Annotated in this window: 18 protein-coding genes; 8 read left to right on the top strand and 10 right to left on the bottom strand. The window is 45.0% G+C overall.

Translation table 11 applies throughout. The features are described 5' to 3' along the window. Nucleotides 1–29: 29 nt before the first annotated feature. From LZZ85_RS09145 to LZZ85_RS09135, 3 genes are all read left to right on the top strand, one after another. The gene (locus LZZ85_RS09145) at nt 30–611 is read left to right on the top strand and encodes an RNA polymerase sigma factor (RefSeq protein ID WP_237870869.1); all 582 of its coding nucleotides are present in this window, start codon (nt 30–32) and stop codon (nt 609–611) included. Next, entirely contained in the window at nt 601–1,881 is a 1,281-nt protein-coding gene (locus LZZ85_RS09140; RefSeq protein WP_237870868.1) for a porin family protein, read from the top strand. The genes LZZ85_RS09145 and LZZ85_RS09140 overlap by 11 nt, the downstream gene beginning before the upstream one ends. Before the next feature lie 415 nt (nt 1,882–2,296). After that, a complete protein-coding gene (locus LZZ85_RS09135; RefSeq protein WP_237870866.1) occupies nt 2,297–3,133 on the top strand; it encodes a hypothetical protein in 837 nt (278 codons plus the stop codon). 180 nt (nt 3,134–3,313) lie between these two features. Here LZZ85_RS09135 and LZZ85_RS09130 read toward each other — a convergent pair whose 3' ends face one another. The 3 genes from LZZ85_RS09130 to LZZ85_RS09120 all read right to left on the bottom strand — a co-directional run bounded on the left by LZZ85_RS09130 (nt 3,314) and on the right by LZZ85_RS09120 (nt 6,819). Then, nucleotides 3,314–4,249 (bottom strand): DUF5777 family beta-barrel protein, encoded by a 936-nt coding sequence (locus LZZ85_RS09130; protein WP_237870864.1) that lies wholly within the window; start codon nt 4,247–4,249, stop codon nt 3,314–3,316. Nucleotides 4,250–4,520: 271 nt separating this feature from the next. Continuing rightward, nucleotides 4,521–4,988: a thioredoxin-dependent thiol peroxidase gene (gene bcp, locus LZZ85_RS09125; RefSeq protein WP_237870862.1), complete on the bottom strand. Its 468-nt coding sequence runs from the start codon at nt 4,986–4,988 to the stop codon at nt 4,521–4,523. A 49-nt stretch (nt 4,989–5,037) separates the two neighbouring features. Further along, on the bottom strand, nt 5,038–6,819 hold the full coding sequence (locus tag LZZ85_RS09120) for a M23 family metallopeptidase (protein WP_237870860.1): 1,782 nt from the start codon (nt 6,817–6,819) through the stop codon (nt 5,038–5,040). 229 nt (nt 6,820–7,048) lie between these two features. On the opposite strand from LZZ85_RS09120, the gene LZZ85_RS09115 reads away from it, so the two are divergent. Both LZZ85_RS09115 and carB read left to right on the top strand, forming a co-directional pair. Next, nucleotides 7,049–7,252: a hypothetical protein gene (locus LZZ85_RS09115; RefSeq protein WP_237870858.1), complete on the top strand. Its 204-nt coding sequence runs from the start codon at nt 7,049–7,051 to the stop codon at nt 7,250–7,252. A gap of 1,248 nt (nt 7,253–8,500) precedes the next feature. Beyond that, on the top strand, nt 8,501–11,326 hold the full coding sequence (gene carB, locus LZZ85_RS09110; RefSeq protein ID WP_237870856.1) for a carbamoyl-phosphate synthase large subunit: 2,826 nt from the start codon (nt 8,501–8,503) through the stop codon (nt 11,324–11,326). A gap of 93 nt (nt 11,327–11,419) precedes the next feature. On the opposite strand, the gene LZZ85_RS09105 is transcribed toward carB, so the two are convergent. The 4 genes from LZZ85_RS09105 to LZZ85_RS09090 all read right to left on the bottom strand — a co-directional run bounded on the left by LZZ85_RS09105 (nt 11,420) and on the right by LZZ85_RS09090 (nt 14,050). Continuing rightward, nucleotides 11,420–12,079 carry a response regulator transcription factor gene (locus LZZ85_RS09105; protein ID WP_237870854.1) on the bottom strand — a complete coding sequence of 220 codons (660 nt, stop codon included), beginning with the start codon at nt 12,077–12,079 and terminating at the stop codon, nt 11,420–11,422. Nucleotides 12,080–12,081: 2 nt separating this feature from the next. Then, on the bottom strand, nt 12,082–12,888 hold the full coding sequence (locus tag LZZ85_RS09100) for a sensor histidine kinase (protein WP_237870852.1): 807 nt from the start codon (nt 12,886–12,888) through the stop codon (nt 12,082–12,084). After that, on the bottom strand, nt 12,855–13,502 hold the full coding sequence (locus LZZ85_RS09095) for a hypothetical protein (protein WP_237870850.1): 648 nt from the start codon (nt 13,500–13,502) through the stop codon (nt 12,855–12,857). Before LZZ85_RS09095 ends, LZZ85_RS09100 begins: the two co-directional genes overlap by 34 nt. An 89-nt stretch (nt 13,503–13,591) precedes the next feature. Continuing rightward, nucleotides 13,592–14,050: a hypothetical protein gene (locus LZZ85_RS09090; RefSeq protein WP_237870848.1), complete on the bottom strand. Its 459-nt coding sequence runs from the start codon at nt 14,048–14,050 to the stop codon at nt 13,592–13,594. A gap of 328 nt (nt 14,051–14,378) precedes the next feature. Here LZZ85_RS09090 and LZZ85_RS09085 point away from each other — a divergent pair, with 328 nt between their 5' ends. The 3 genes from LZZ85_RS09085 to LZZ85_RS09075 all read left to right on the top strand — a co-directional run bounded on the left by LZZ85_RS09085 (nt 14,379) and on the right by LZZ85_RS09075 (nt 19,064). Further along, a complete protein-coding gene (locus LZZ85_RS09085; RefSeq protein WP_237870846.1) occupies nt 14,379–16,442 on the top strand; it encodes a ComEC/Rec2 family competence protein in 2,064 nt (687 codons plus the stop codon). 76 nt (nt 16,443–16,518) lie between these two features. After that, nucleotides 16,519–18,042, top strand: coding sequence for a bifunctional phosphoribosylaminoimidazolecarboxamide formyltransferase/IMP cyclohydrolase (gene purH / locus LZZ85_RS09080; RefSeq protein WP_237870844.1), 1,524 nt, complete (start codon nt 16,519–16,521; stop codon nt 18,040–18,042). Next, nucleotides 18,042–19,064 (top strand): DMT family transporter, encoded by a 1,023-nt coding sequence (locus LZZ85_RS09075; RefSeq protein ID WP_237870842.1) that lies wholly within the window; start codon nt 18,042–18,044, stop codon nt 19,062–19,064. Before purH ends, LZZ85_RS09075 begins: the two co-directional genes overlap by 1 nt. Before the next feature lie 346 nt (nt 19,065–19,410). On the opposite strand, the gene LZZ85_RS09070 is transcribed toward LZZ85_RS09075, so the two are convergent. From LZZ85_RS09070 to LZZ85_RS09060, 3 genes are all read right to left on the bottom strand, one after another. Further along, complete coding sequence (locus LZZ85_RS09070; protein ID WP_237870840.1) at nt 19,411–20,718, bottom strand: polysaccharide deacetylase family protein; 1,308 nt, start codon at nt 20,716–20,718, stop codon at nt 19,411–19,413. A 27-nt stretch (nt 20,719–20,745) separates the two neighbouring features. Further along, the gene (locus tag LZZ85_RS09065) at nt 20,746–22,137 is read right to left on the bottom strand and encodes a LutB/LldF family L-lactate oxidation iron-sulfur protein (protein ID WP_237870838.1); all 1,392 of its coding nucleotides are present in this window, start codon (nt 22,135–22,137) and stop codon (nt 20,746–20,748) included. Nucleotides 22,138–22,143: 6 nt separating this feature from the next. Then, nucleotides 22,144–22,849: DUF3109 family protein (locus LZZ85_RS09060; protein WP_237870836.1), on the bottom strand; the 706-nt coding region annotated here is incomplete at its 5' end.

Here is a 22,849-nt window from a genome sequence, read left to right as displayed (position 1 = left end):
CTACGATTCACCGTTTAAACCAACAGGATTTGCTTTCCGCGGAAGAATTACAGGAGCATATCAGGGGATGCACTCTGAACAGTAGGGAGAGCCAGAAAAAAATATACAGCTCTTTCTATGGCTATGCCATGTCCATCTGTTACCGCTATACCAACCGTCAGGAAGACGCCACCGAAATCCTCAATGACGGCTTTCTCAAGGTTTTTGTCGAGATCTACCGGTTCAAACCGGCCTATACTGATACCGTCAGCTCATTTAAAGGCTGGTTGCGGAAAATTATGATCTACACGGCAATTGATCATTTCCGGAAAAATCAGAAACACCAACTGACAGGCGAACTGAACGAGACCTATATGCATGTGCCGGATACCCATGAAGACGCGGTGGATAAACTATCATATGAAGAGATCCTTCAGGCAATAAAATTCCTGACACCGGGTTACAGAACGGTATTCAACCTGTTTGTGATCGAAGGTTTCAGCCATGATGAAATTGCAAAAGAACTCGGCATTTCTACCGGAACATCAAAATCGAACCTTGCAAAAGCCAAGAAGCAATTGCAAAAAATATTGTTTCAACAAAATGAAATAGTCAGTAAAAATGTGGTCTGACGAATTTGATAAAAAAATCAATGACGCAGCAGACAATCATCTGCCACCGTTCCATGAAGAAGACTGGAACAAGATGAATGTGCTGCTCGACAAGCACCTCCCGGAAAAGAAAAAGAAACGGCCGTTCATGCCCATACTCTTTTTGTTGCTGGCGGGATTGTCTATGCTTGTCATTCTAACTACTTATAAACAAGCCCCGGTTGAATCATTCAGCAGCAACAGTAGCTTTCCCGACCCTGATAATACACAAATGAGTTCCGAAGCCACCAGTGAAGATCCAAACGTTAATTCTACCGTGGCTGCACCGGGGGATCATTACCCGATCGGGCATCCTTCTGTTACCACTGAACAACCGGTTTTAGATAACAACAATGTCGCCAGGCAAAAAAGAACTTCCACCATCGCTGAAAATGGAAGAAGTAAGCAATATCAAAAACCTTCTATTCCCGCTGCCGTAATTGATACAAGACAAAGTCCTGCAGAAAATGTATCCACTGCAGAAAACGAAAATAAGCATACGCCATCCAACGATGATCGCCAGCAGGCGAATAATAACCCGGCAGTAACAGACTCTGTTACGCAAACCATCGAAGAGAAAAAAGAAGAACAGCAAGCAACGGAAACGGTAGAAGAAAAGAAAGAAAAGAGCAGGAGTGGTAAAGGTTCAAAATGGCAGATCAGTTTTTCAACAGGACCTGATCTCAGCCTCGTAGGTCTAAACAAAACCGGCGACTGGAAAATGCAGTATGGGATCGGTTTAGGTTATTCGGTCAGTGATCGGATACAGATAAGAACCGGATTCCTGGTAAGCAGAAAATTGTATTATGCGGATTCAAGTGATTATAATCCGCCTAAAGGGTTTTGGGACTATTATCCGAATTTACAAAAGATAGACGCGAATTGCCTTGTGTATGAGATCCCATTGAATGTTGTGTACTCTTTCCCTTCAGCAAAAAGACATCAGTGGTTTTTATCCGGAGGACTGTCATCTTATTTGATGAAGGAAGAGACATACGAGTATTATTACAAGGATCCGTCAGGGCAGGATCGTTACAGGGAGAGAACGATCAACAATGAAAATGATCACATATTTTCGATAGTACAACTTTCAGGAGGATACCAGTATAAATTCAACAACAGGCTTTCGCTGATGGCTGAGCCTTATATGAAACTGCCGCTTGGAGGCGTAGGTTTTGGAAAAGTGAAGCTGAATAATACAGGCATACTGTTTACTGTCGGATACAAGCCATTTGCAAGAATGGGTAAATAAACAATCCCAACGTTTTTTTGAGGGCTGCCGGTCACGGCAACGATCTGTTTCAGATCAGAAGAAAGAAATGGCTGCAGCATCCGTTGTAGCCATTTCTTGTTCTTGCTATTTGATTTACTTTTCATAGTAGAGGTTCCTATTTAAGATCATGATCTCTTCTCCTTGCTGCAAATACCAGATAGAAAGTCCTGGTTTAAATTTTTCACCGGCTATTATCTCCTGTATCATAGACATCGGTTGTTGACGATATTTTCTAAAAATCTTTATCAATATACATCTGATACAATCTTGTCCCTGGAAACAGATATGGATCATAAACACTCATTCGGCATTCAATCTACTTTACTATAAAATAAACCAGGGTTCAAAGGCAACTCGTTCATGCTATATGCCGATTCCATCTAAAACTCCTGGTATGAAAAAGAACTATGTTATTGTATTAATGCTGTTATCTGCATGCGCGATCATCGCCATTGCATGCAGCAAAGGCAGTGATGATCCTCCTGCAGATCCATGTAGTGGTGTAACTGTTGCGGTAAGCGGTACTCCAACAAATCCATCCACACCCGGTGGGACTAACGGAAGTATCAATGCCACTGCTTCAGGCGGCACCGGACTTACCTATAGCCTGAATAATGGCACGTTTCAATCCTCCGGGAACTTCACCGGTCTTGCTGCAGGAAACTATACTGTTACAGCGAGAACATCCGCCGGTTGCACCGGCACTCAGACATTTACATTAACATCACCCACGCCATCATGCAGCGGTGTAAACATTATCGTAACAGCCACTGCTACTCCTGGTGGGGCATGCTCATCATCTACAACAGGCAGTATCAATGCATCTGCAACCGGCAGCACTGGTATCACCTATAGCATTGACGGCGCATCATACCAGGCCACAGGCACATTCAGTAACCTGGCCGCAGGATCATATACTGTAACTGCAAAAGATGTAAATGGCTGCACTGGTACTACCACTGTAAACATCGCAGCTCCTGTTGCCGGTCCATTGTTTTCTGCAGTAAGAACGCTTATTGTAAATAACTGCCAGAGCTGTCATAATAATTCCATTGCAAACGGAGGAATGAACTGGCAGGTTGAATGCAATATTATAACCAACAAAGATCGTATCAAAGCGAGAGCGGTAGACAACAACCCATCTTCCATGCCGCCATCTGGCGCGCTGGCCCAGGCAGATAAAGACAAGATCACTGCATGGTTGAATGCTGGCGGACGGTATTCAGATTAAAGACCATGTTCCAACCTTCAGTAGTTTAAAAGTTTAAGAGTTTAATAGTTTAATTGTTTGACTTCCTCAACTAATAAACTATTAAACTCTTAAACTTTTAAACATCACCCCCGCCAACAATGAGGCCTCCGTAAAAACGAAGGCCTTTCTTGTTACCAACTGGTTTGCATGTGAGCTATTTTACTTTCTCTTTTTCTTTTTGTAGAATAAATTAAAATCCCGGGAAACGGTAAAGCCCCAACGGAATTGTCCCTTTCCCCATGATGTGACCGTACGCGGAATAAATCTGTTCTCAAGGATCTCTGTTGCGTTGGTGAAGTTTAGGTGAAACACATGCCCTGCTGTTAGCAGTTCGATACCAACACCGAGTGCATCATAGAAATTTACGCCCTGCGTTTTGTAAAAGTCTTTGCTTTGCTGGCTGCGGAACGTGTGGAAGTAATCAACCAACACACTAAATCGCCCTTTTACAGGAAGCCTGAATGCTCCGCCCAAAGCGAACATGGTCTGGTCATCGTTTGAAGGAACAAAGTTCCGGTTGACCATCGTTGGGCTTAGCTGCAAACTCAGGTTTCCGAACCGCCTCCCGATCATCAGCTGAACTGTCTGGCTGTTCCGGTCAATAAAATCATCAAAAGAATTTTCCTGGTTTGATAACGGGCTTCTGGTCATTGCGGAGATCACGTTGTTTGCAAACAATGTAACCGATACCGGATGCTGTGCGTCCTCCGCCTGCTGCATTAACCGATACTTGATCCCAAGCTCATATAACTGCTGTACGGAACCGGCGCCTTTTGCTCTTGCTGCAATGAGGTTAATGCGTTTGCTTAATCCATACTGAAAACCAATGCGAACATCGGTGGCATTGTCCAGCCCGAAGAACGTTTTACCCCCTCCATTATCTCCGGCGATATCGCCAAAATTATGCGTCACCTTGAATTCAAGCACATGTTTTGGGATCAATTCCACTGTATTCGCATTGATCAAACGAGGAGAGGAGAATAACCAAACATAGGAAACATCTTTAGCCGGCACGGGTGTGGCAATAGCTGTGCTGTCCTGCGCATTTGAATATTGTGAGCACGCAAGAGCCATTAAAACAAGTCTATTTTTCATACTGTAGTTTTCGGTATTGTGTTTAAACCGCAGGTTGTCGCAGTTACCTGTATACATCGTATGAAAAACAATCCGGGTTGCTTCAAAAAAAGCCACACTGAGATCAGCAGAGCGTCTTTTTATCATTATTCAGATGGAGATAGAGTGGGAAATACAGACTCGTTCTATAAGTTGCTGCTTTCCGGAAAAATCCCGGACCAATGGAAGAAAGTGGCAGGCCAAATCAAAGGCTACCGTTTTTTACCGGAACGCAATGCCATAAGACACAGTATCATCCTTTCCAATTGCGTATGATCTCTTCTGCATGGGCCTTATTTTTTGGCCGCAGGTAGATCTTGCGGATGATCCCTTTCTCATCTATCACAAATGTTGTGCGGTAAAGGCCCATGTATTTGCGGCCATAAAGTTGTTTTTCACCCCATACTCCGTACTTATCTATGATGGAGTGATCAGGGTCCGCCACAAGTGTGAATGGCAGCTGGTATTTTGCTTCAAACTTTTTATGGTCGCTGATATCATCAGGGCTTATCCCGATCACAACAAAACCTTCCTTTTTCAGCAAGGCGAAATTATCACGAAGATTGCACGCCTGTATCGTACAGGTGGGTGTATCATCCTGCGGGTAGAAATATAAAACGATCTTTTGCCCTTTATATGAGGAAAGGGAGACCTTATCTCCATTTTGATCTTTTCCGGAAAAAGCCGGTGCTTTATCTCCTTCGGTCAAGTGTGTTGCCATGGCGCAAAAAAAAGGAAAGAATACCAGTTGGCGTTCTTTCCTTTAATGATTATTTTTTCTTCTTCACCACCTTCTTTGAACGGGCTTTAGTGGCTTTTTTCTTTGGTGGAGGCGGTGTATAGGCGGCTCTTTTGAACCACCATGTTTTAGTAGTAGTGTTTCCGACTATATCCTGCACTTCTACTTTCAGTTGATAAACTCCATAAGGTACTCTTTCGTCAAACTCATATATCCAGGTGCGGCCTTTATCGTTGGTAAACCGCAGCCATTGTCCGTTCAGTTCGGCTCTGAAGCTTTTAATCCCCATATTATCTGTTGGAGTAAAGGCGATCCTTTTTGCGCCGCTGAGATTGATCGTGTCTCCCTTGCCCAACTCACTCAAGGCCGGTGGGGTAAGATCCGCGATTACCTGGTAGTTTCCGAAATCTCCAAATTCCGCAGAGACCCATTCATTATTCCAGGAAGCAAGCCTGTTGTCCTGGCTATTCCTGTAGGTTCGCTGGATGATGAGCTTATTGCGCCAGTTTGCCGGTACTGACCGGTCAGGCTTGATACTTACTCTTATTTTTCCTTCGACCGGAATAGAAGGGTTGCTGATCTGATGGATCGCAGACACCGCATTGGTAGCGTTTGATGCAGCCCGGTGGTAATTAGGATAAACCGTATCATAGATCGCCTTTTCCGGCAGATACATTTGAAAATCGGGCTGCTCAAAAATATTCACGTAGTTAGGAACGAAAGGCTTTGCCGGAGTGATCTTATCAGATGGCGGTACAATTTTGCGCTGTACCGAGAAATTAAGAACAGACAGGTTCTGATTCGCGTCTTTTACTTCAATTCTTACCGCGTGCACGAGTGTATCTTCCAACCGGATCACACCTTCTTCCCATTGGGGACGATATACGTTGCCAACGTTTCCGGGTAGCCTTGACAGATGTTGCACCCAGGGCCCGCCGTTGAAGCGCAAAGTATAGTCAACCTGTGCGTTCAGATAACGGGTTTGATCATACCCGATGCTATCAAGAACAAAACCGTTTACAAGCTTGTTATCAAGGTAAAGAAATGCTGAATAGAAGCCATCCTCGTTTGACGATCCGCTGATCCGGTCGATTGCCTGGATCGCAAAGCTGATCTTGCTGTTCGTCGTTTTTATTACACCAGCTTGCGATGGCACATAACCCGTTGCAATTTTCTTTACGGGAAAAAATGCCGGTTTCGTATAAAATACAGGGCCTTCCCTGTTATACATTACCAACCTGGTTATGGACGGGGGTACATTATCTGTAAGTGGAAAACCAAACATCATCGGATTCAGGCATTTCCCGCTTTTTGTATCTCTTATTTCGAAATGCACATGCGGTCCTTGCGAACCGCCGGTCGTTCCGCTGTAAGAGATAAATGTTCCTTTTTTAACAGGAAAAAGGGTAGCGGGTATTTCCAGCTCAACAGGCCAGCTTTGTTGTTTATACTGCTGTTCGGTCACATATTTTTCAATATCCGGAGCAAAATCATTCAGGTGAGCATACAGGGTGGATAGCCCATTCGGATGATTGATAATGATAAATCTTCCAAAACTTAAGGGTCGTACGCCGATATAAGCTACGTAGCCATCAGCTGCTGCATATACCATCTGATTTACCACCTGATTTGTGCGCATGTCCAATCCCATATGCCAGTGATTGGAGCGCAGTTCACCGAGATTTGCAACGATCTCCGGATTCAGATTCAATGGCCAGCGAAAATATCCTTTAGGGTACGAAGGTGTCTGTGAAAAAGTTAATCCCTGAAATAATAACAGACAAGCGACGGTGGTAGTAATACATCTAATCATTAAAATAAAGTTAAGGACATTTTATGTTTTTGGATGGTTGCAAAGAATCGACAAAAAAATATTCGTTTTGTACATAACAAAATGTTCAGTCTGCATGCAGCTTTTAACAGTTCACTCAACTCTTTATTAGAAAAACATTAATTCGTTGTACCCTTATAGTGGTATTGCAAATTGTGGCACGAAATTTTAGCTTGCAGTACCGAATTTTTCACTTCTAAAGTGTTGTGTTATGAGAAAAGTTTTTTACTCCGCGGTGTTAGGTATGATCGTATTTGCAGGTGTGTTTGTTGGTAAAGTAAAGGGCCAGCAAATGCGTCATAAGTGGGTTGCGAAAATGAAAAGCCGTCAACCGGAGAGAAGCGCGCAGGAACAACACGCCGATCGTCAGGAGATCGTCCTGGACGAGATTGAAATGTCTACCTATCATAGCTGATCAATTTGCTTTTGACATCCCGATATATATTGTAAGCGGCCGTATGGCCGCTTTTTTTATGCTTACAATTGTTAGTGGGCCTGCGGCGCATTATAATTTAGTTTGCGATTGGAGGAGGTGGGGAATTGCTTTCCTGTTTTGTGAGGGTAGTGATAGTGTGATGTTGGAGTTTATTCATTTAAATGTACTTGCTTTTTACGGTAGAAGCTTTGAACTTCGTAGCGCTTTATATGCGGAAGCATGGTGTTTTTCGACGGGAGGTCGAAGGGTCCGTTTACTTTTTTGCCGGCGGGCAAGGCGTTTTTTTCCGAGGTGAGGTCGAAAGACTCCGTTTACTTTTTTTGCCTTGATGCAAAAAAAGTAACAAAAAAAGATCAAGGCTACGCGCAAATGGCTAAAAATTATGGGCTGCACCTGGCACTAAAATAAACTCGCCGGAGGAGTGTTTGGGATTGATTGGCGTGTTGGCTCAGACAATATTTAAGCGCCCTCGCCTTCGGCTCGTCGGTTACGCCCATAATTTTTTTAACGCCATTTGCGCTAGGCCGCCGCTCTTAAAGCGGGCAGAAGGCCTCGACAGGATTGTAACCATACGGTTCTAGCAGGTTTTCTGTTCTCTTATTACAAACGTATAGAATAGAAAGAGTACCATTTTCAAATTATGAAACAGCTACTGAGTTATAACGAATATTCCTCGCAACCGAATCCTCCTCTCTCAACGCCCCCGGCCTTGGAAAAAATGGCGTTAAGAAAATGGGAGGCTGGCACCGTCTGAGCCACACCGCAGGTGTGCGAAGGCGCCAAAAACTGTCTGAGCCCAACACACCATTCAATCCTAAACCTGGACGGGCGAGTTTTTTTGGTGCAGGTGACATCCTCCCATTTTTAGCCAGTTTTTCCCAGCCTTGATCTTTTTTTGTTACTTTTTTTGCATCAAGGCAAAAAAAGTAAACGGAGTCTTCGAGGCAACCCCTCGAAAAAGAGCGCCTTGCCCGCCGGCAAAAAAGAGCCTTTCGACGCTCCTGTCGAAAAAACCTCCTTCACCCATTTTAACACGCGGTGGCCTGGCGCGGGCAGGCTATTTCCGCTTCTTTTTTGCGTCAGATCAAAAAGTACAAGCGCCCTACCGACCTACCCCTAAAAAACTTTCCCCTTACCCCCTCCAAAACCACCCGATTCCCTTAATTTTGCGGAATTTGTTTTGACAATAACCCCGGGCAATCCGGTTAACCCCCTTCTTAGTTAAAGATGCCAAAAGATACTTCCATTCGTTCGGTCCTGATCATCGGCTCAGGGCCTATTGTTATTGGTCAGGCCTGTGAATTTGACTATTCCGGTACCCAGGCAGCCCGCAGCCTTCGCGAAGAGGGTGTGAAAGTGTACCTGATCAACAGCAACCCGGCTACCATCATGACCGACCCTATGATGGCAGACAAAGTGTACCTGCTTCCACTAACAGTGGAAAGCATTGAACAGATCCTGGAAGAAAACCAGATCGACGCGGTGTTACCAACAATGGGTGGCCAAACAGCGCTCAACCTGGCTAAAGAAGCCGAAGACCTCGGGATCTGGGAAAAATACAACGTTCGCCTGATCGGTGTGGACATTAAGGCCATCGACAAAGCAGAAGACCGTGAAAAATTCCGCCAGTGGATGATCGCGCTTGGTGTACCCGTAGCGACAGCCAAAACTGCCAACTCTTTCCTGGAAGGAAAGGAATTTGCACAGGAGATCGGCTTCCCGCTGGTGATCCGCCCCTCTTTCACACTTGGAGGAACCGGCGGTGGTTTCGTACATGATAAAAACGACCTGGATGAGGCGCTCAACCGCGGCCTTCAGGCTTCACCCATACACGAAGTGCTGGTTGAAAAAGCTGTACTTGGCTGGAAAGAGTTCGAGCTCGAATTGCTCCGTGACTCGGCCGACAACGTTTGTATCATCTGCACCGTAGAGAATTTTGACCCGATGGGTGTGCATACCGGCGATTCCATCACGGTTGCCCCGGCAATGACACTGAGCGATACCGCTATGCAGCTCATGAGGAACACAGCGATCATGATGATGCGTGACCTCGGCAACTTCGCCGGCGGATGTAATGTCCAATTCTCCCTCAACCCGAATACAGAAGAGATCATCGCGATCGAGATCAATCCGCGCGTAAGCCGTTCATCCGCGCTTGCATCAAAAGCGACTGGTTATCCAATCGCGAAAATCGCGGCAAAACTGGCAATCGGATACAACCTGGATGAACTGGAAAACCAGATCACCAAAACAACTTCTGCTTATTTCGAACCGGCACTTGACTACGTGATAGTGAAAGTGCCGCGCTGGAACTTCGATAAGTTCAAAGGAGCTGACGATACACTCGGCCTCCAGATGAAAAGCGTTGGTGAAGTGATGTCTATCGGACGCAGTTTCACAGAAGCGATCCAGAAAGCATGTCAGAGCCTGGAGAACAACGCTGTTGGTCTCGGATACTACGGCAAAAGCATGATGCACGCTGAAGAGCTGCTGGAATATATCAAAGTACCGAAATGGGACCGCATCTTCCGTATCAAAGACGCATTGATGGCTGGTATCTCTATCGGAACGATCTCTAAAGCGACCAATGGCATCGACCGCTGGTTCATCGCAGAGATCCAGAAGATCTGCAACATAGAAAAAGAGATCGCGAAATACGATCTTGATACTTTACCCATCGAGCTGCTGAAAGAAGCAAAAGTAAACGGCTTTAGTGATGAGCAGATCAGCCGTATCCTTGAACATGGTGACGAAGAAGACGTATATAAGAAAAGAAAAGAAGCCGGTATCACACGTGTCTATAAAATGGTAGATACCTGCTCTGCAGAATTTGAAGCAAAAACGCCTTATTTCTACTCCACGTTTGAAAGTGGCAACATTAACGAAAGCAAGGTCTCCGATAAGAAAAAGATCGTTGTACTGGGTTCTGGCCCTAACCGTATCGGGCAGGGCATTGAATTCGATTACTGCTGCGTTCACGGATTACTCGCGATCAAAGAGGCAGGTTACGAAGCGATCATGGTAAACTGTAACCCTGAAACCGTTTCTACAGATTTTGATATCGCAGACAAATTATACTTCGAGCCGGTATACTGGGAACATCTCTGGGATATCATCGAGCATGAAAAACCAGAAGGTGTGATCGTTCAGCTGGGTGGACAAACAGCGTTGAAGCTGGCAGAAAAACTTCATAATAAAGGAATCAAGATCATCGGTACTTCATATGACAGTATGGATATCGCAGAAGATCGCGGCCGTTTCAGTGATCTGCTGAAAGAGCTGAGCATTCCTTATCCGGATTACGGAACTGCATACGATGTGGATGAAGCGATCGCGGTTGCCAATAATGTAGGATATCCCGTACTGGTTCGCCCTTCCTATGTACTCGGCGGACAGCGCATGCGGATCGTGATCAATGACGAAGAAGTGGAAAAGGCTGTAGTAAGCCTTCTGAAACATATCCCTGGAAATAAGATCCTGATCGATCACTTCCTCGACCGTTGCCAGGAAGCTGAAGTGGACGCGATATTTGACGGCGAGAACTTCCACGTAATGGGAGTGATGGAACACATCGAACCGGCAGGTATTCACAGTGGAGACAGCAATGCCGTTCTACCGGCATTCAATCTCACTCCAATGGAAGTGACTACGATGGAGTATTATTCCGAAAAGATCGCCAGGGCATTGAAAATAAAAGGGTTGATCAATATTCAGTTTGCGATCAAAGACGGAAAAGTATTCGTGATCGAAGCAAATCCGCGCGCGTCACGCACCACTCCATTCATCGCAAAAGCATACCAGATCCCATACCTGAATGTGGCTACCAAGATCATGATCGGAGCAAATACACTGAAGGATTTCAAGTTTGAGAAAAAGCTGAAAGGCTTCGCGATCAAAGAACCGGTGTTCAGCTTCAACAAATTCCCCGGCGTGAATAAAGAACTCGGACCTGAAATGAAATCAACCGGTGAAGCGATCAGGTTTGTAAAAGATCTGAGAGACCCCTATTTCAGACAACTTTATAAAGACAGGAGCATGTACCTGTCGAAGTAAAAAGTCCAAATTAAAAATAAAAAAAATTACCCTGGCATTGGAAGAGTTCCTTTGTCAGGGTATTTTTTTTAATTTTTAATTTGGACTTACTCTTTACATTTCCACAATACCATTCTTAATGGAGTACATTACCAGCCCTACGCGGCTATGCACTTTGAGTTTATTGAAGAGAGACTGCCGGTAGTCGTCAATTGTTCTTGGACTCAGGAACATCTTTTCTGCAATTTCCTTATACGATAGTTCGGAGCACACCCATCTGAGGAATTCGCGCTCCTTTTCCTGCAGCACAACTTCTTTCTCCGTGGGCTCAGCTTCCTGGTGAAGTCCCATTACCAGCTTGCCAGACACATACTCTGAGAGATAAACACTTTTATCTACGATCGAATCCAGCGCCTGTTTGAGTTCTGCAGGATCGGTGTTTTTCAGAAGATATCCTTTAGCACCGAGCCGGAACATCTTGATGATCGTTTTTTCATCACTCAGCATGGACAGGGCCAGTATTTTTATATGCGGATAGGTTTTATGAAGCCATTGTGTTGTTTCGAAACCATCCATTTCCGGCATATTGATATCGAGTAGTACAATGTCGGGAACAACGTTTTGCATGATCTTGGTGCGAAGGTCTTTTCCGTTGTCTGCTTCAAAGATCACGGTGTAACCCTCAAATGTTCCGATAAGTTTTGCGAGTGCATTGCGAAGAAGACTGTGATCATCAGCAATTGCGACCTGTATTTTCTGCTTTGTTTTTGCCATGATTATGATTCCTTATCCAGGGGAAGTTCTATCCAGATTGTTGTTCCATTTGCGGGACTGCTGTCGATAGAAAGATCTGCGCCGATAAGTTTTGCGCGGTTGAAAACGCTTTTCAACCCAACACCGCTGTACGAATTAGTGGAACCCCTTTTTTCATGTACATCAAATCCGACGCCATTATCCGTGATCTCCATCGTGAACAACTCCTCCGAAAAACTCAAATGTACGATCAGTGTAGTGGCCTTGGAGTGTTTTAAGATATTATTTAACGACTCCTGAAAGATCCGGAACAGGAAGATGGATTTCTGCTCTGGAAGCTCCGCTTCATCTCCGTCTATCGAAAACTGGACCTGAAGGATGCCCGCTTTTTTCAGTGCATATAATTCAAAGCGGATGGACTCTGCCAGACCGATCTGAGCGATCCTGTCTGTATGTAGACCTTTGGTAAGATTGGAAAGATCAAAGATGGCTTTATTCAGCAGTTGCTGAGAGCTCTGGATCTGTTCAAATGCCACGTGTTCCTTTTCTACCGGTACGATCGAGAGGGTAAGCTTTACAACCGAAAGCATTTGCCCGATATTATCATGGAGCTCCTGGGCGATCGTTTTAAAAGTATCTTCCTGGATCTCGAGTTGGGAACGCAGTGCTTCCTTTTCGTACATATCCTTTAACCGTTCCACCTCCAACTCCTGCCGGCGTTGGCGGCGCTGGTAAAGGAAAAGCGCAGTAACGATAAAGCCAACCAGCAACAAGCCCAGTATCAGCCCAACGATCGTTACGAAGTATATTTCCTGGTCCTGATTATGCATAGAAAGCCGATCGTGAATAAGGAATAGAGAAATATATTTAGAATAGTGATGATAGTAAAAAAGTTCCTGACCAACAACACCGAGATCTGCATCAGGTAATTAAACAAGCCATACAATGGAAAACCACAGCAATAATAAAATAAAAGTCCGGTACAGATCCAGAATGCGGGATTACTCTGCAATTTAACAGATTTCGGAAGGCGGAACAGCTCGAAAAAGTAATAAATGCAAAAGGCAACGATCAGCAGACAACCGATAGAATAAGTGAACGTATGGATCATTTTCACTCCCTGGATGAACAGAATATTGATACAGGCGGCAATAGCGTATAAGAATACCGTGATCAATACCGCCCGCTTTACTTTGAGATTAGTGATCAGCAGTGAGATGACATAGAAATAGAAGCAGAATTCGAAAACTGAAAAAAAATTGTAAAGAAGAACTGTTGATTTGCCTATGGAAGCCTGATAAAAACCGAATGTTTCTATGCTGGTTGTAACCAGCAAAAAAGGCGGAAAAAGCTTGAGATAGCGCATAGACGGCTTATCGACAAAATAGATTGTCAAGCTTGCCAAAAGGCTGATCGCCATGAAATAGATATACGTAGGATACATTCAGCTATAATAAGCTCTAAATGTAGCCTAAAAAAACAGAACCTCCGATAGCGGAGGTTCTGTAAAATTTTCCCAGGGCAAATCAGCGATTAAACCAGAACAAATCCCTCTTCGCCCTTATCCAGGATAGTTACGCCAAGACCGCCATCTTTTCCACAGAATGGAGGACAGATCGCTCCCATATTATAAGCAAGAACACTTGACCCCTGCTCTGTCTGGATATATACATCCTTGTTTGTATTGCCTTCTTTATGTTTTGTAGCCACGATCACGATCGTCTGACGTCCCGCACGCAAAGGATCTTCCGTGTTATTTTTATCGTACGCTCCGAAATACATTTTAAGACCGTCCGCGCCATGCTCCTTACTCAATGCGATAAACTCCTCGAGCTCCTCAATGCTGTACCAAACACTAAGCGAATCTGCCTTCCCAAGACGCTCAGAATTCTGCGCCCATCTCTCCTGCTTGTAATTGCGGATCGCGTTGTCTACGTGTTTCGTATCTACTTGCTTACCTGCCTTTAATGATTTTGTTTGAATAGTTACCATAGCCTTAATTTTTTTGAGTGGTGTAAAACCGTTTACAAGTCAAAACTATCACCCCAGCAGGCTGCAGGCTATCGTATAATTTCTATATAATCAATAATTTATGAATTAAACATATTTATACAATAAGGATAATCAAGGAATTCTGTGAAAAAAATGGAATAAAAACGGGAAGATTATTTATTCAAAACCGTTATTACACCCGCTTAAAACACCGTAAAAAAATGGTGATTTACCCGTATAAATATTGGAATATTGAACGTACTTCAAAAAGCGGTCCCTGCCGTAATCAAACAACCTTTCCTGATTAATCGCTGTATTTGCTGGAAATATGCCGAATTCAACCCGTTTTTTCTGGAAAAAAGTCCCGGTAAGCCGGCTCGTGATCCCTTTTTTTCTGGGGATCGCCTGTCAATACTACTGGCCCACTCCGGTCAGTGTGCTGTTGGGTTTAGCGTTGGTTAGCATCGGACTGATAGCGGTTTACAGCTTTTCTGTACTGCCGTTTTTCAGCCGGTTCAGATCCGGGTTTATCAATGGTCTATCGGTATTTCTGCTATTTCTCGCTTTAGGAGCCATCGCTGTCTGGCAACAGGATATTCGGAAACGCTCCCTTTGGCTTGGTAATATATACCAAGAAACTGACGCTTTGGTAATAAAACTGCTCGAACCCCCTTCAGAAAAGCAGAAAAGTTTCAAAACAACCGCCACTGTGATCAAATTGATCCGGGAAGATCAGCAATTATCAGTAAAAGGAAAGATCTATGTGTATGTTCCAAAAAGTAATAACCTGCAGGATCTGAACGCCGGCGATATCCTCGTCACCCACTCCCGGCTTCAGCCAATTTCTCCGAAAGCAAGTCCCGGCGCTTTTGATTACGGTGAATACTCTCTATTCCATGGGATAACACACCAGTTGTTTCTGAAAAACGATTTCGTCATCGTGGGGCGGGAGCAGCGTATTATTGCCGGCTTCATTAACCGGATCAGAAACCGGGTGCTCTCTACCTTCCAAAAAGCTTTTCCCGAAAAAAGGGAGCGCGGACTGGCGGAAGCCCTGCTGATCGGCTATGAAGACGAACTTGATCAAACACTTGTCCAATCTTATACCAATACGGGCGTGGTCCATATCATTGCTATTTCCGGGTTACATCTTGGATTGATCTACTGGCTGCTCGTGCAGATGCTGCAGCCTCTTTCCAGAAATCGCAGGCTAAAATGGATCGGCCCTGTATTCATCATTGCCGGTCTATGGATCTTTACACTGCTTGCCGGCGCACAACCATCCGTATTACGGTCTGCGATCATGTTCACCTGCATTGTTATCGGTAACAGTTTGTCGCGCCGATCAAATGTTCTCAATTCCCTGGCAGTATCCGCATTTCTCCTCCTTTGTTACAATCCGTTCTGGCTTTGGGATGCCGGATTTCAATTGTCTTATGCAGCCATCATTGGCATAGTTGTTTTTATGAAACCGATCTACCATCTGTTGAGTTTCAGCAATAAACTGGTTGATAGTATCTGGCAAATGAATGCCGTCACTCTTGCGGCGCAATTACTCACGCTGCCGATCTGCATTTATCATTTCCATCAGTTTCCGAATTACTTTCTGATATCAAACATCATCGCAGTCCCGCTATCAAGCCTTATTCTTCTGCTGGAGATCTTCCTTTGCCTGATCAGTTTTATACCATTTCTCTATTCTCTCACCGCAGCCCTTACTTCATTTCTGATACGCCTGATGAATACCTGTGTTGAGCGGGTAGAGCAATTACCCTATGCCGTATGGGATGGCTTGCAGATAAGCTTTTTACAGGCCGTATTCCTGGCGGCGTTCCTGATCTTCCTCCTTTGCTGTCTTATCTACAGGGACAGAACGCGGATGTTACTCTATGCTGCCTCGCTGATGTTAATGGCATTCGCCACGATCCGCTGCATATCTTTTCTTAAAACCGCTAACCAGCAGATGATCATTGTGTACCGGCAGTCGGCCGACTTTATCGGGGGGAGGGCTTTTGCCTCGATTGGCAATGCGGAACCTGGTGATCATGATCAGGGACTTACGCGCAGTTTATTCCGCTTGAAACAACCTTATGCCAGCCTGTTGGTCAATTCCGGCAATTATCTGTCATTTCTGTCCAAAAGGATCGTCATTATTGATCGCACATTGAGGTATCAGTCATCAGATCTTCCAGAGAAGATCGACCTCATCATTTTGTCGCAGAAGCCGTCATCCGATGCCAGCGGGCTTCTTGAGGCTATGACTATCAGGCAGGTAGTGGCTGATGCATCCGTCCCGGCGTACATTTCCCGGCGCTGGCAGCTTGAATGTGAAGCATCCGGTATTCCATATCATGATGTGCGCACAAAAGGAGCTTTTGTGATGAAGTTATGATAGCGTACTTTTGCGGCTCATTTTTTAAAAGATCGGTCCGTCTCCCGGACCTTTATCAACATCAAAAAAATACCGGATGAATAAGAAGATCCAATCTGCATTGATTTCCGTTTTTTACAAAGACGGTCTTGACTCTCTCGTAAAATGGCTGTCTGAAAATGGTGTGACGATCTATTCCACCGGCGGCACTCAGCAGTTTATCGAAAAACTGGGCATCAATGTAGTTCCGGTTGAAAACCTGACCACTTACCCGTCTATTCTTGGAGGCCGGGTAAAAACGCTTCACCCGTCTGTGTTCGGCGGGATCCTGGGAAAACGTGACGATGATACGCATGTTGAGGAAATGAAGCAATATAATATCCCTGAACTTGACCTTGTGATCGTGGACCTTTATCCATTTGAAGAAACGGTTGCTTCTACCAGTGAAGAGAAACTCATCATTGAAAAGATCGATATCGGAGGACCTTCAATGATCCGTGCCGCAGCGAAGAACTTCCGCGATGTAACCGTGATTGCAGCTAAGAAAGATTACTCCGTACTGGAAGAGATCCTGCGCAATCAAAATGGCGAGCTGAGCCTTGAACAACGCAAAATGTTTGCGGCAAAAGCATTCGAGACTGTTGCTCATTACGATGTCGCGATCGCAAAATACTTTAATACAGAAAGCTCTCTGTATTTCCTGGAATCAATTCCGTTCCCGAAAACAATGCGCTACGGCGAAAACCCCCACCAGACCGGGGTATTCTATGGAGATCTCGATAAACTGTTCGCTCAATTGAACGGTAAAGAACTTTCTTATAATAACCTTGTGGATGTTGACGCTGCTGTTCAGCTTATCAACGAGTTCCCTTTTGCTGGTGCTGGTATTACATTTGCGATCATCAAGCATACCAATGTATGCGGTATTGCACAGCGAAGCAGCATCAAAGAAAGCTGGGATGCCGCACTGGCGGGAGATCCGGAAAGCGCGTTTGGCGGTGTGCTCGTAACAAGCGGAACGGTTGATGCTGCTACTGCAGAAGCGATCAACGAACTCTTCTTTGAAGTGTTGATCGCCCCTTCTTTCAGCGATGAAGCGCTGACCATTCTGAAGTCAAAAAAGAATCGTATCCTGCTTCAGTTAAAAGCACAACCAGGTAATAAAGTGCAATATAAATCTGTACTGAATGGTGTACTGGCCCAGGGTGTTGACGAAGGCAATTTTGCGGAATGGAAAGAAGCGGGTGGCCGTGCCACAACCGCTGCGGAAAAAGATGATCTGCTCTTCGCAAACCTGGTTTGTAAGCATCTCAAGTCAAATGCGATCGCACTGGTAAAAGACAGGCAGCTGATCGGAAAAGGTTGCGGACAAACAAGCCGTATAGATTCTTTGAGGCAGGCTGTCGAAAAAGCAAAACAATTCAACTTCGACCTCAACGGTGCGGTAATGGCAAGTGATGCATTCTTCCCGTTCAATGATTGTGTGAAGATGGGTCATGAAGCCGGTATCACTTCGTTTATCCAGCCTGGCGGTTCGATCCGGGATAAAGATTCGATCGATTATTGCCAGGAAAACAAACTGGCGATGGTGATCACGGGCACAAGGCATTTTAAACATTAATGCCCCGTTTCGACCTATACAAAACATTATCACAAACCGGTAATTCCGTTCGCGGGTTATCGGTTTTTAATCCGCTGACGATCCGGCGTAAAGGCACCCGCGCCAAAGCGATATTCGCTTTGGCGATGGTTTGCTTTTTATGGGGCACTACCTGGCTTGCCTCAAAACAGGGAGTGAAATACATGCCATCATTGCAAATGGCTGGCATCAGGCAAAGCATTGGCGGATTATGCTATGTGATCTACTTTCTTTCAAAAGGCGCTAAACTTCCTAATAGAAAAGAATGGGTCAGCATTGTTATATTGAGCCTGCTGAACTTTGCATTGACAAACGGGCTTAGCACCTGGGGCCTGCAGCATATCACAGCCGGGCTTGGTGCGATTATCGGCTCCATCTTTCCTTTATGGATCGTTGTTATCGGGCTGTTTACTTCCAGCACAAAAATCCCAACAAAAGCGATCATCGGATTACTGATAGGGTTTGCCGGGATCTGTGTTGTATTTTTTGATCATTTGAGTGACTTTCAAAACCCGGATTTCAGGTTTGGTATTCTTATCTCACTGGCGGCTACCTGGACCTGGGCATTCGGAACACTTTATACAAAGAAGAAAGCGGCATCTTTCAATCCATATTTCAGCCTCGGATTACAAATGGTGATCTCTGGTTTTATACTTCTTGTGTTTACACAGGTTGCCAATACCCCTTCCAGTAAGCTGGCAATTCCTTTCAGCGAGATCCCCTGGCAATCCTGGGCTTCTGTAGGCTATCTCGTTCTGTTTGGCTCGCTTATTTCTTTTATGGCTTATTTATATGCATTGCAGAATCTGCCGACGGAGCAGGCTTCTATTTATGCCTATGTCAATCCGGTCGTGGCAGCAATGTTGGGTGCATTACTTTTTTCAGAGAAGATAACTTTGTATATCATTGCCGGAGGGCTGGTTGCGCTCGCAGGCGTTTATCTTGTGAATAAAGCATTCAAAGCGCTGCCAGCAGTGGAACAACCGGAAGCTGAGGGGATCTGATCCAACCATCCTTCCAGGATTTTATCTTCCCGGCTTGGATTCCGTTTGCGGGACATTGTTGGTCATTACCCATCTTTCCTGAAAACTGCTTGCTGCCCCTCATCGGACAGTATTCCCTGATGGTTATGTTTGTATCTTCCGGTAAACAAACGGCTTCCAGACATTTCCGTTAAATCCACGAAAAAGTTTACGTGATGTTTACGTGACCTTCGCGAGACATATGACCGAGGTTTAGTCAGGGGTTCTGTATGGTTTCTTTAGGGTTGAACCCCGGCAGACACATCCGCCTTTCTGTTCAGTTAATCCGCCTGTAATACACCGCTGCAACACCGGCTAGGGTCTTTCTCTATTTTTGTCCGGCATTAATACGCATAAATTCTGCGTATACGTCACGCCAGCCTCTATACAATTCATCTGTCCCCAGGAATGAATTATGCCAGATCATGATAAATGTTCCGTTTACTTCCTTCACCACTTTGTAATAATGCTTCATTTCTGCCAAAGCCTGTTGCGGCGAATCATGTTGTTCATAAAACGAGTTCGCTTCCATAAAACAAAATGGGAATAGTAGCAGGCTTGTCTGCAATTCCTTTTCCAGGTCATACCAATAGAAGGGAGTTGCAACTGACGCTCTGAATCCATTGATACTTCCATATCCCATTGAAAAGTCAAAGCCTACACCACTACCGATCAGTCTTCGGAATGTTTCCGGTAATGTAAACCGGATATAATGCTGCCGGGACGACAGTATTTTGTTACCGGTCAGATCTGCCAGTAACCCGATCTCTTTATTTAATTCATGATGATCTTCTCCGCTTTGCCATGAAGGATGAATTCCGACAGGATAACGGATGACATGTTCACTGACCAGGTTCTTCATCGCCGTATTGAACGGTGAGATATTCTTGTCATACTTCCCCGGTCTGGTAGCCAGTAAAAAGAAATAGTAGGGCTTCAGCTTATACTTCTCATGCAGCTGATTCATCCAGCCGTATGCATCAAACGGATCTTTTGTTTTACCCCTGAGAACAGAGAGGCGATTGCCAATATCGCTCCATTTTCCTGTTAAAAATAATCTGGCAAATCCTCCAAGTTGTCTTCGCCAACCTTTGTGTTTAAATGACCATGCAATGTCAATATCGTATGTCGGAAGGAACAGAAATGAAGTGGATTTGAATACAAGCGAAGGAAACCTGTTTTTCAAAGATGTCTTAAAGAAGTCAAGCCAGGTATTAACCAATGGAACATTCAAAAATCCTTCACGGAATGCAAGTGAATTTTGATGAGCGTATCTTCCGTACATATCCTTTTCATGCGGAAGATATTCTTCATAACGGCTTAAGAGATAGAACGCAGCGGCGAAGATGTCGAAAGGAAGATCACCTTTTGTTGGAAAAAAAGTTTTAAAGCCCGGTTGTTCGGAACATGAAACATCCTGTTGTTGAATGCCTGTTTCTGATAAAAGCGGTGTTGCTTTTAAAAACCATTCGTCTGTTCTGATCCGTTCGTCCGAATAGTTGATAGCTGGATTTGTATCATTGATGAATGTTTGTCTATCGCTTGTAAGGAAGAATCCTTCCTGCAGCAGTTCCTTCCCGATAAAATCGAAGATGTATTGTATGCGGGGCGTTATTTCAGGAGTGTAAACGAGCAAAGGAGTAATTGTACAACCGTTAAGATACTATCTTTTCCTTTTGTCTTCCGGATGTTTCTCTAACCACTGCTCATTGAATGATTTCTTTGGAAAATCAAGCTTGCCGTGATTTTTTGTCCAGGCTTTCCCTACTTTATTGATGACCCAGCTTTTCATGTTCCCACTGCCGGCATTCATCCATTTTCTTTTGAGCATAGCCGTCTTCCACATCTTCCACACGATACGTTCAGAGAAGTCTGTTTCCTTTTCCACAACAGCTTCATGCCTGTTCTCTAACAATAATTCATGGAGATTGATCTTAACGGCGCAAACTTCCGTACAATTCCCGCAAAGTGATGATGCATAGCTCAGATGTTTCCAGTCACCCATCTCTTTCAGATTCGGGGTGATCACTGATCCGATAGGACCGCTGTATGTTGTCCCATAAGTATGGCCGCCAATATTTTTATAAACAGGGCAAGCATTCAGACAAGCGCCGCAACGGATGCAATAAAGGCTTTCCCTTTGCTTTTCACTGGCAAGAATATTGGTCCTGCCATTGTCAAGCAGGATCACATACATTTCTTCGGGCCCATCCGTTTCTCCGGGTTGCTTTGGCCCCGCAATGATCGTGTTATAGGAGGTGATCCGCTGACCTGTTCCGAATGTGGCCAATAAGGGCCAGAACAAGCCCAGATCCGTCATAGATGGGATCACCTTTTCAATTCCAACGATGACGATATGTGTTTTCGGCATGGAGCAGCTGAGCCGGCCATTGCCCTCATTCTCTGTAACGGCAACCGCGCCAATATCCGCAATGATAAAGTTAGCGCCGGTCACCCCTACTTCTGCCTCCCTGTATTTCTGGCGGAGGATATCCCGTGCAACAAGGGTCAGTTGTTCGGGAGTCAGAGAGGGGTCTGTGCCCAGTTTTTCGGCAAAAAGTTTAGCGATGTCCTCCTTGCTTTTGTGCATGGCAGGCGTAACGATATGATAGGGGGGCTCGTTATCCAGTTGCTGAATGTATTCTCCCAGGTCTGTTTCAATGCTCTCGATACCCTTCTTTTCAAGATAGTGGTTCAGGTGGATCTCCTCTGTGACCATGCTCTTGCTTTTCACCAGCGTTTTGCAGTTCTTTTCTTCGCAGATCTTCCCGATCTCTGCCAGGGCCTGTTCTGCATTTTCTGCCCAGATCACTTTAGCACCACGACGGGAGATGTTCGACTCAAAACTTTCAAGATGCTGATCAAGCGTTTCGATGGCACGCCATTTCAGGTTCTTGGCCCGCTCACGGGCAAGTTCAAGTTCCGCAAACTGCTGCTTACCATTTGGCACAACAGCATTGTATTTACCAATATTGAAATTGATCGTCTTGCGGTGTTTGAGGTCCGCAGCTTTCTCAGCACTTTTTGTTTGAAAACGGGAAACTGTATCTTTCACCTGTTGCTATTTTTCATTTTCATCAAAATAACCGGTGGCAATAGCGTCGAGTGTTTCGTAAAACTCTTCGCCGTATTTTCTGATAAGTGGCTCTTTCAGGAATTTGTAGACGGGTACCTTCAGTTCTTCACCGAGCTGACAGGCTGGTTTGCACATCTGCTCCCGCGGTTCGTAATTGACGCGTTCATAATCGCCATGCACGCCTGATTTAGCGATGATAGGATACAGGTGGCAGCTGATGGGTTTTTTCCAGGAGATCAGCCCGTCATAATAAGCCTGTTCGAATGCGCATTTGATCATGCCGTCGCGCTCGCGATAGGCATAAACACAGATCTCATTGTCGCTTGGCAATGTGGGGGTAACCCAGCCGAATTCGTCATTATATTCGTAGAGTCCTTTTCTCTCGATCTCGGCGATGGCATCGGCCGGGAGATAGGATTTAATCTTTTCGTAATATTTATCTACCATTGCCAGTTCGTCTTTGGCCAACGGAGCACCGGCATCGCCGTCTTCGCAGCACCCGCCTTTGCATTTTCCCAGGTCGCAGACAAACCTCTTTTCGATTACTTCGTCACTGATCAGGATGTTGTCTATTACAATCATGGGGCAAAGGTAAATGATTTCGGGGAAGGTGGTTTTTTTCGACGGGAGGTCGAAGGCTCTGTGCACTTTTTTTGCCGGGCGGGCAAGGCGTTTTTTTCCCGAGGGGTTG

Source organism: Terrimonas ginsenosidimutans, assembly GCF_022012415.1.
Lineage (GTDB): Bacteria > Bacteroidota > Bacteroidia > Chitinophagales > Chitinophagaceae > Terrimonas_A > Terrimonas_A ginsenosidimutans.
This window is presented reverse-complemented; position numbering and strand designations above follow the sequence as displayed.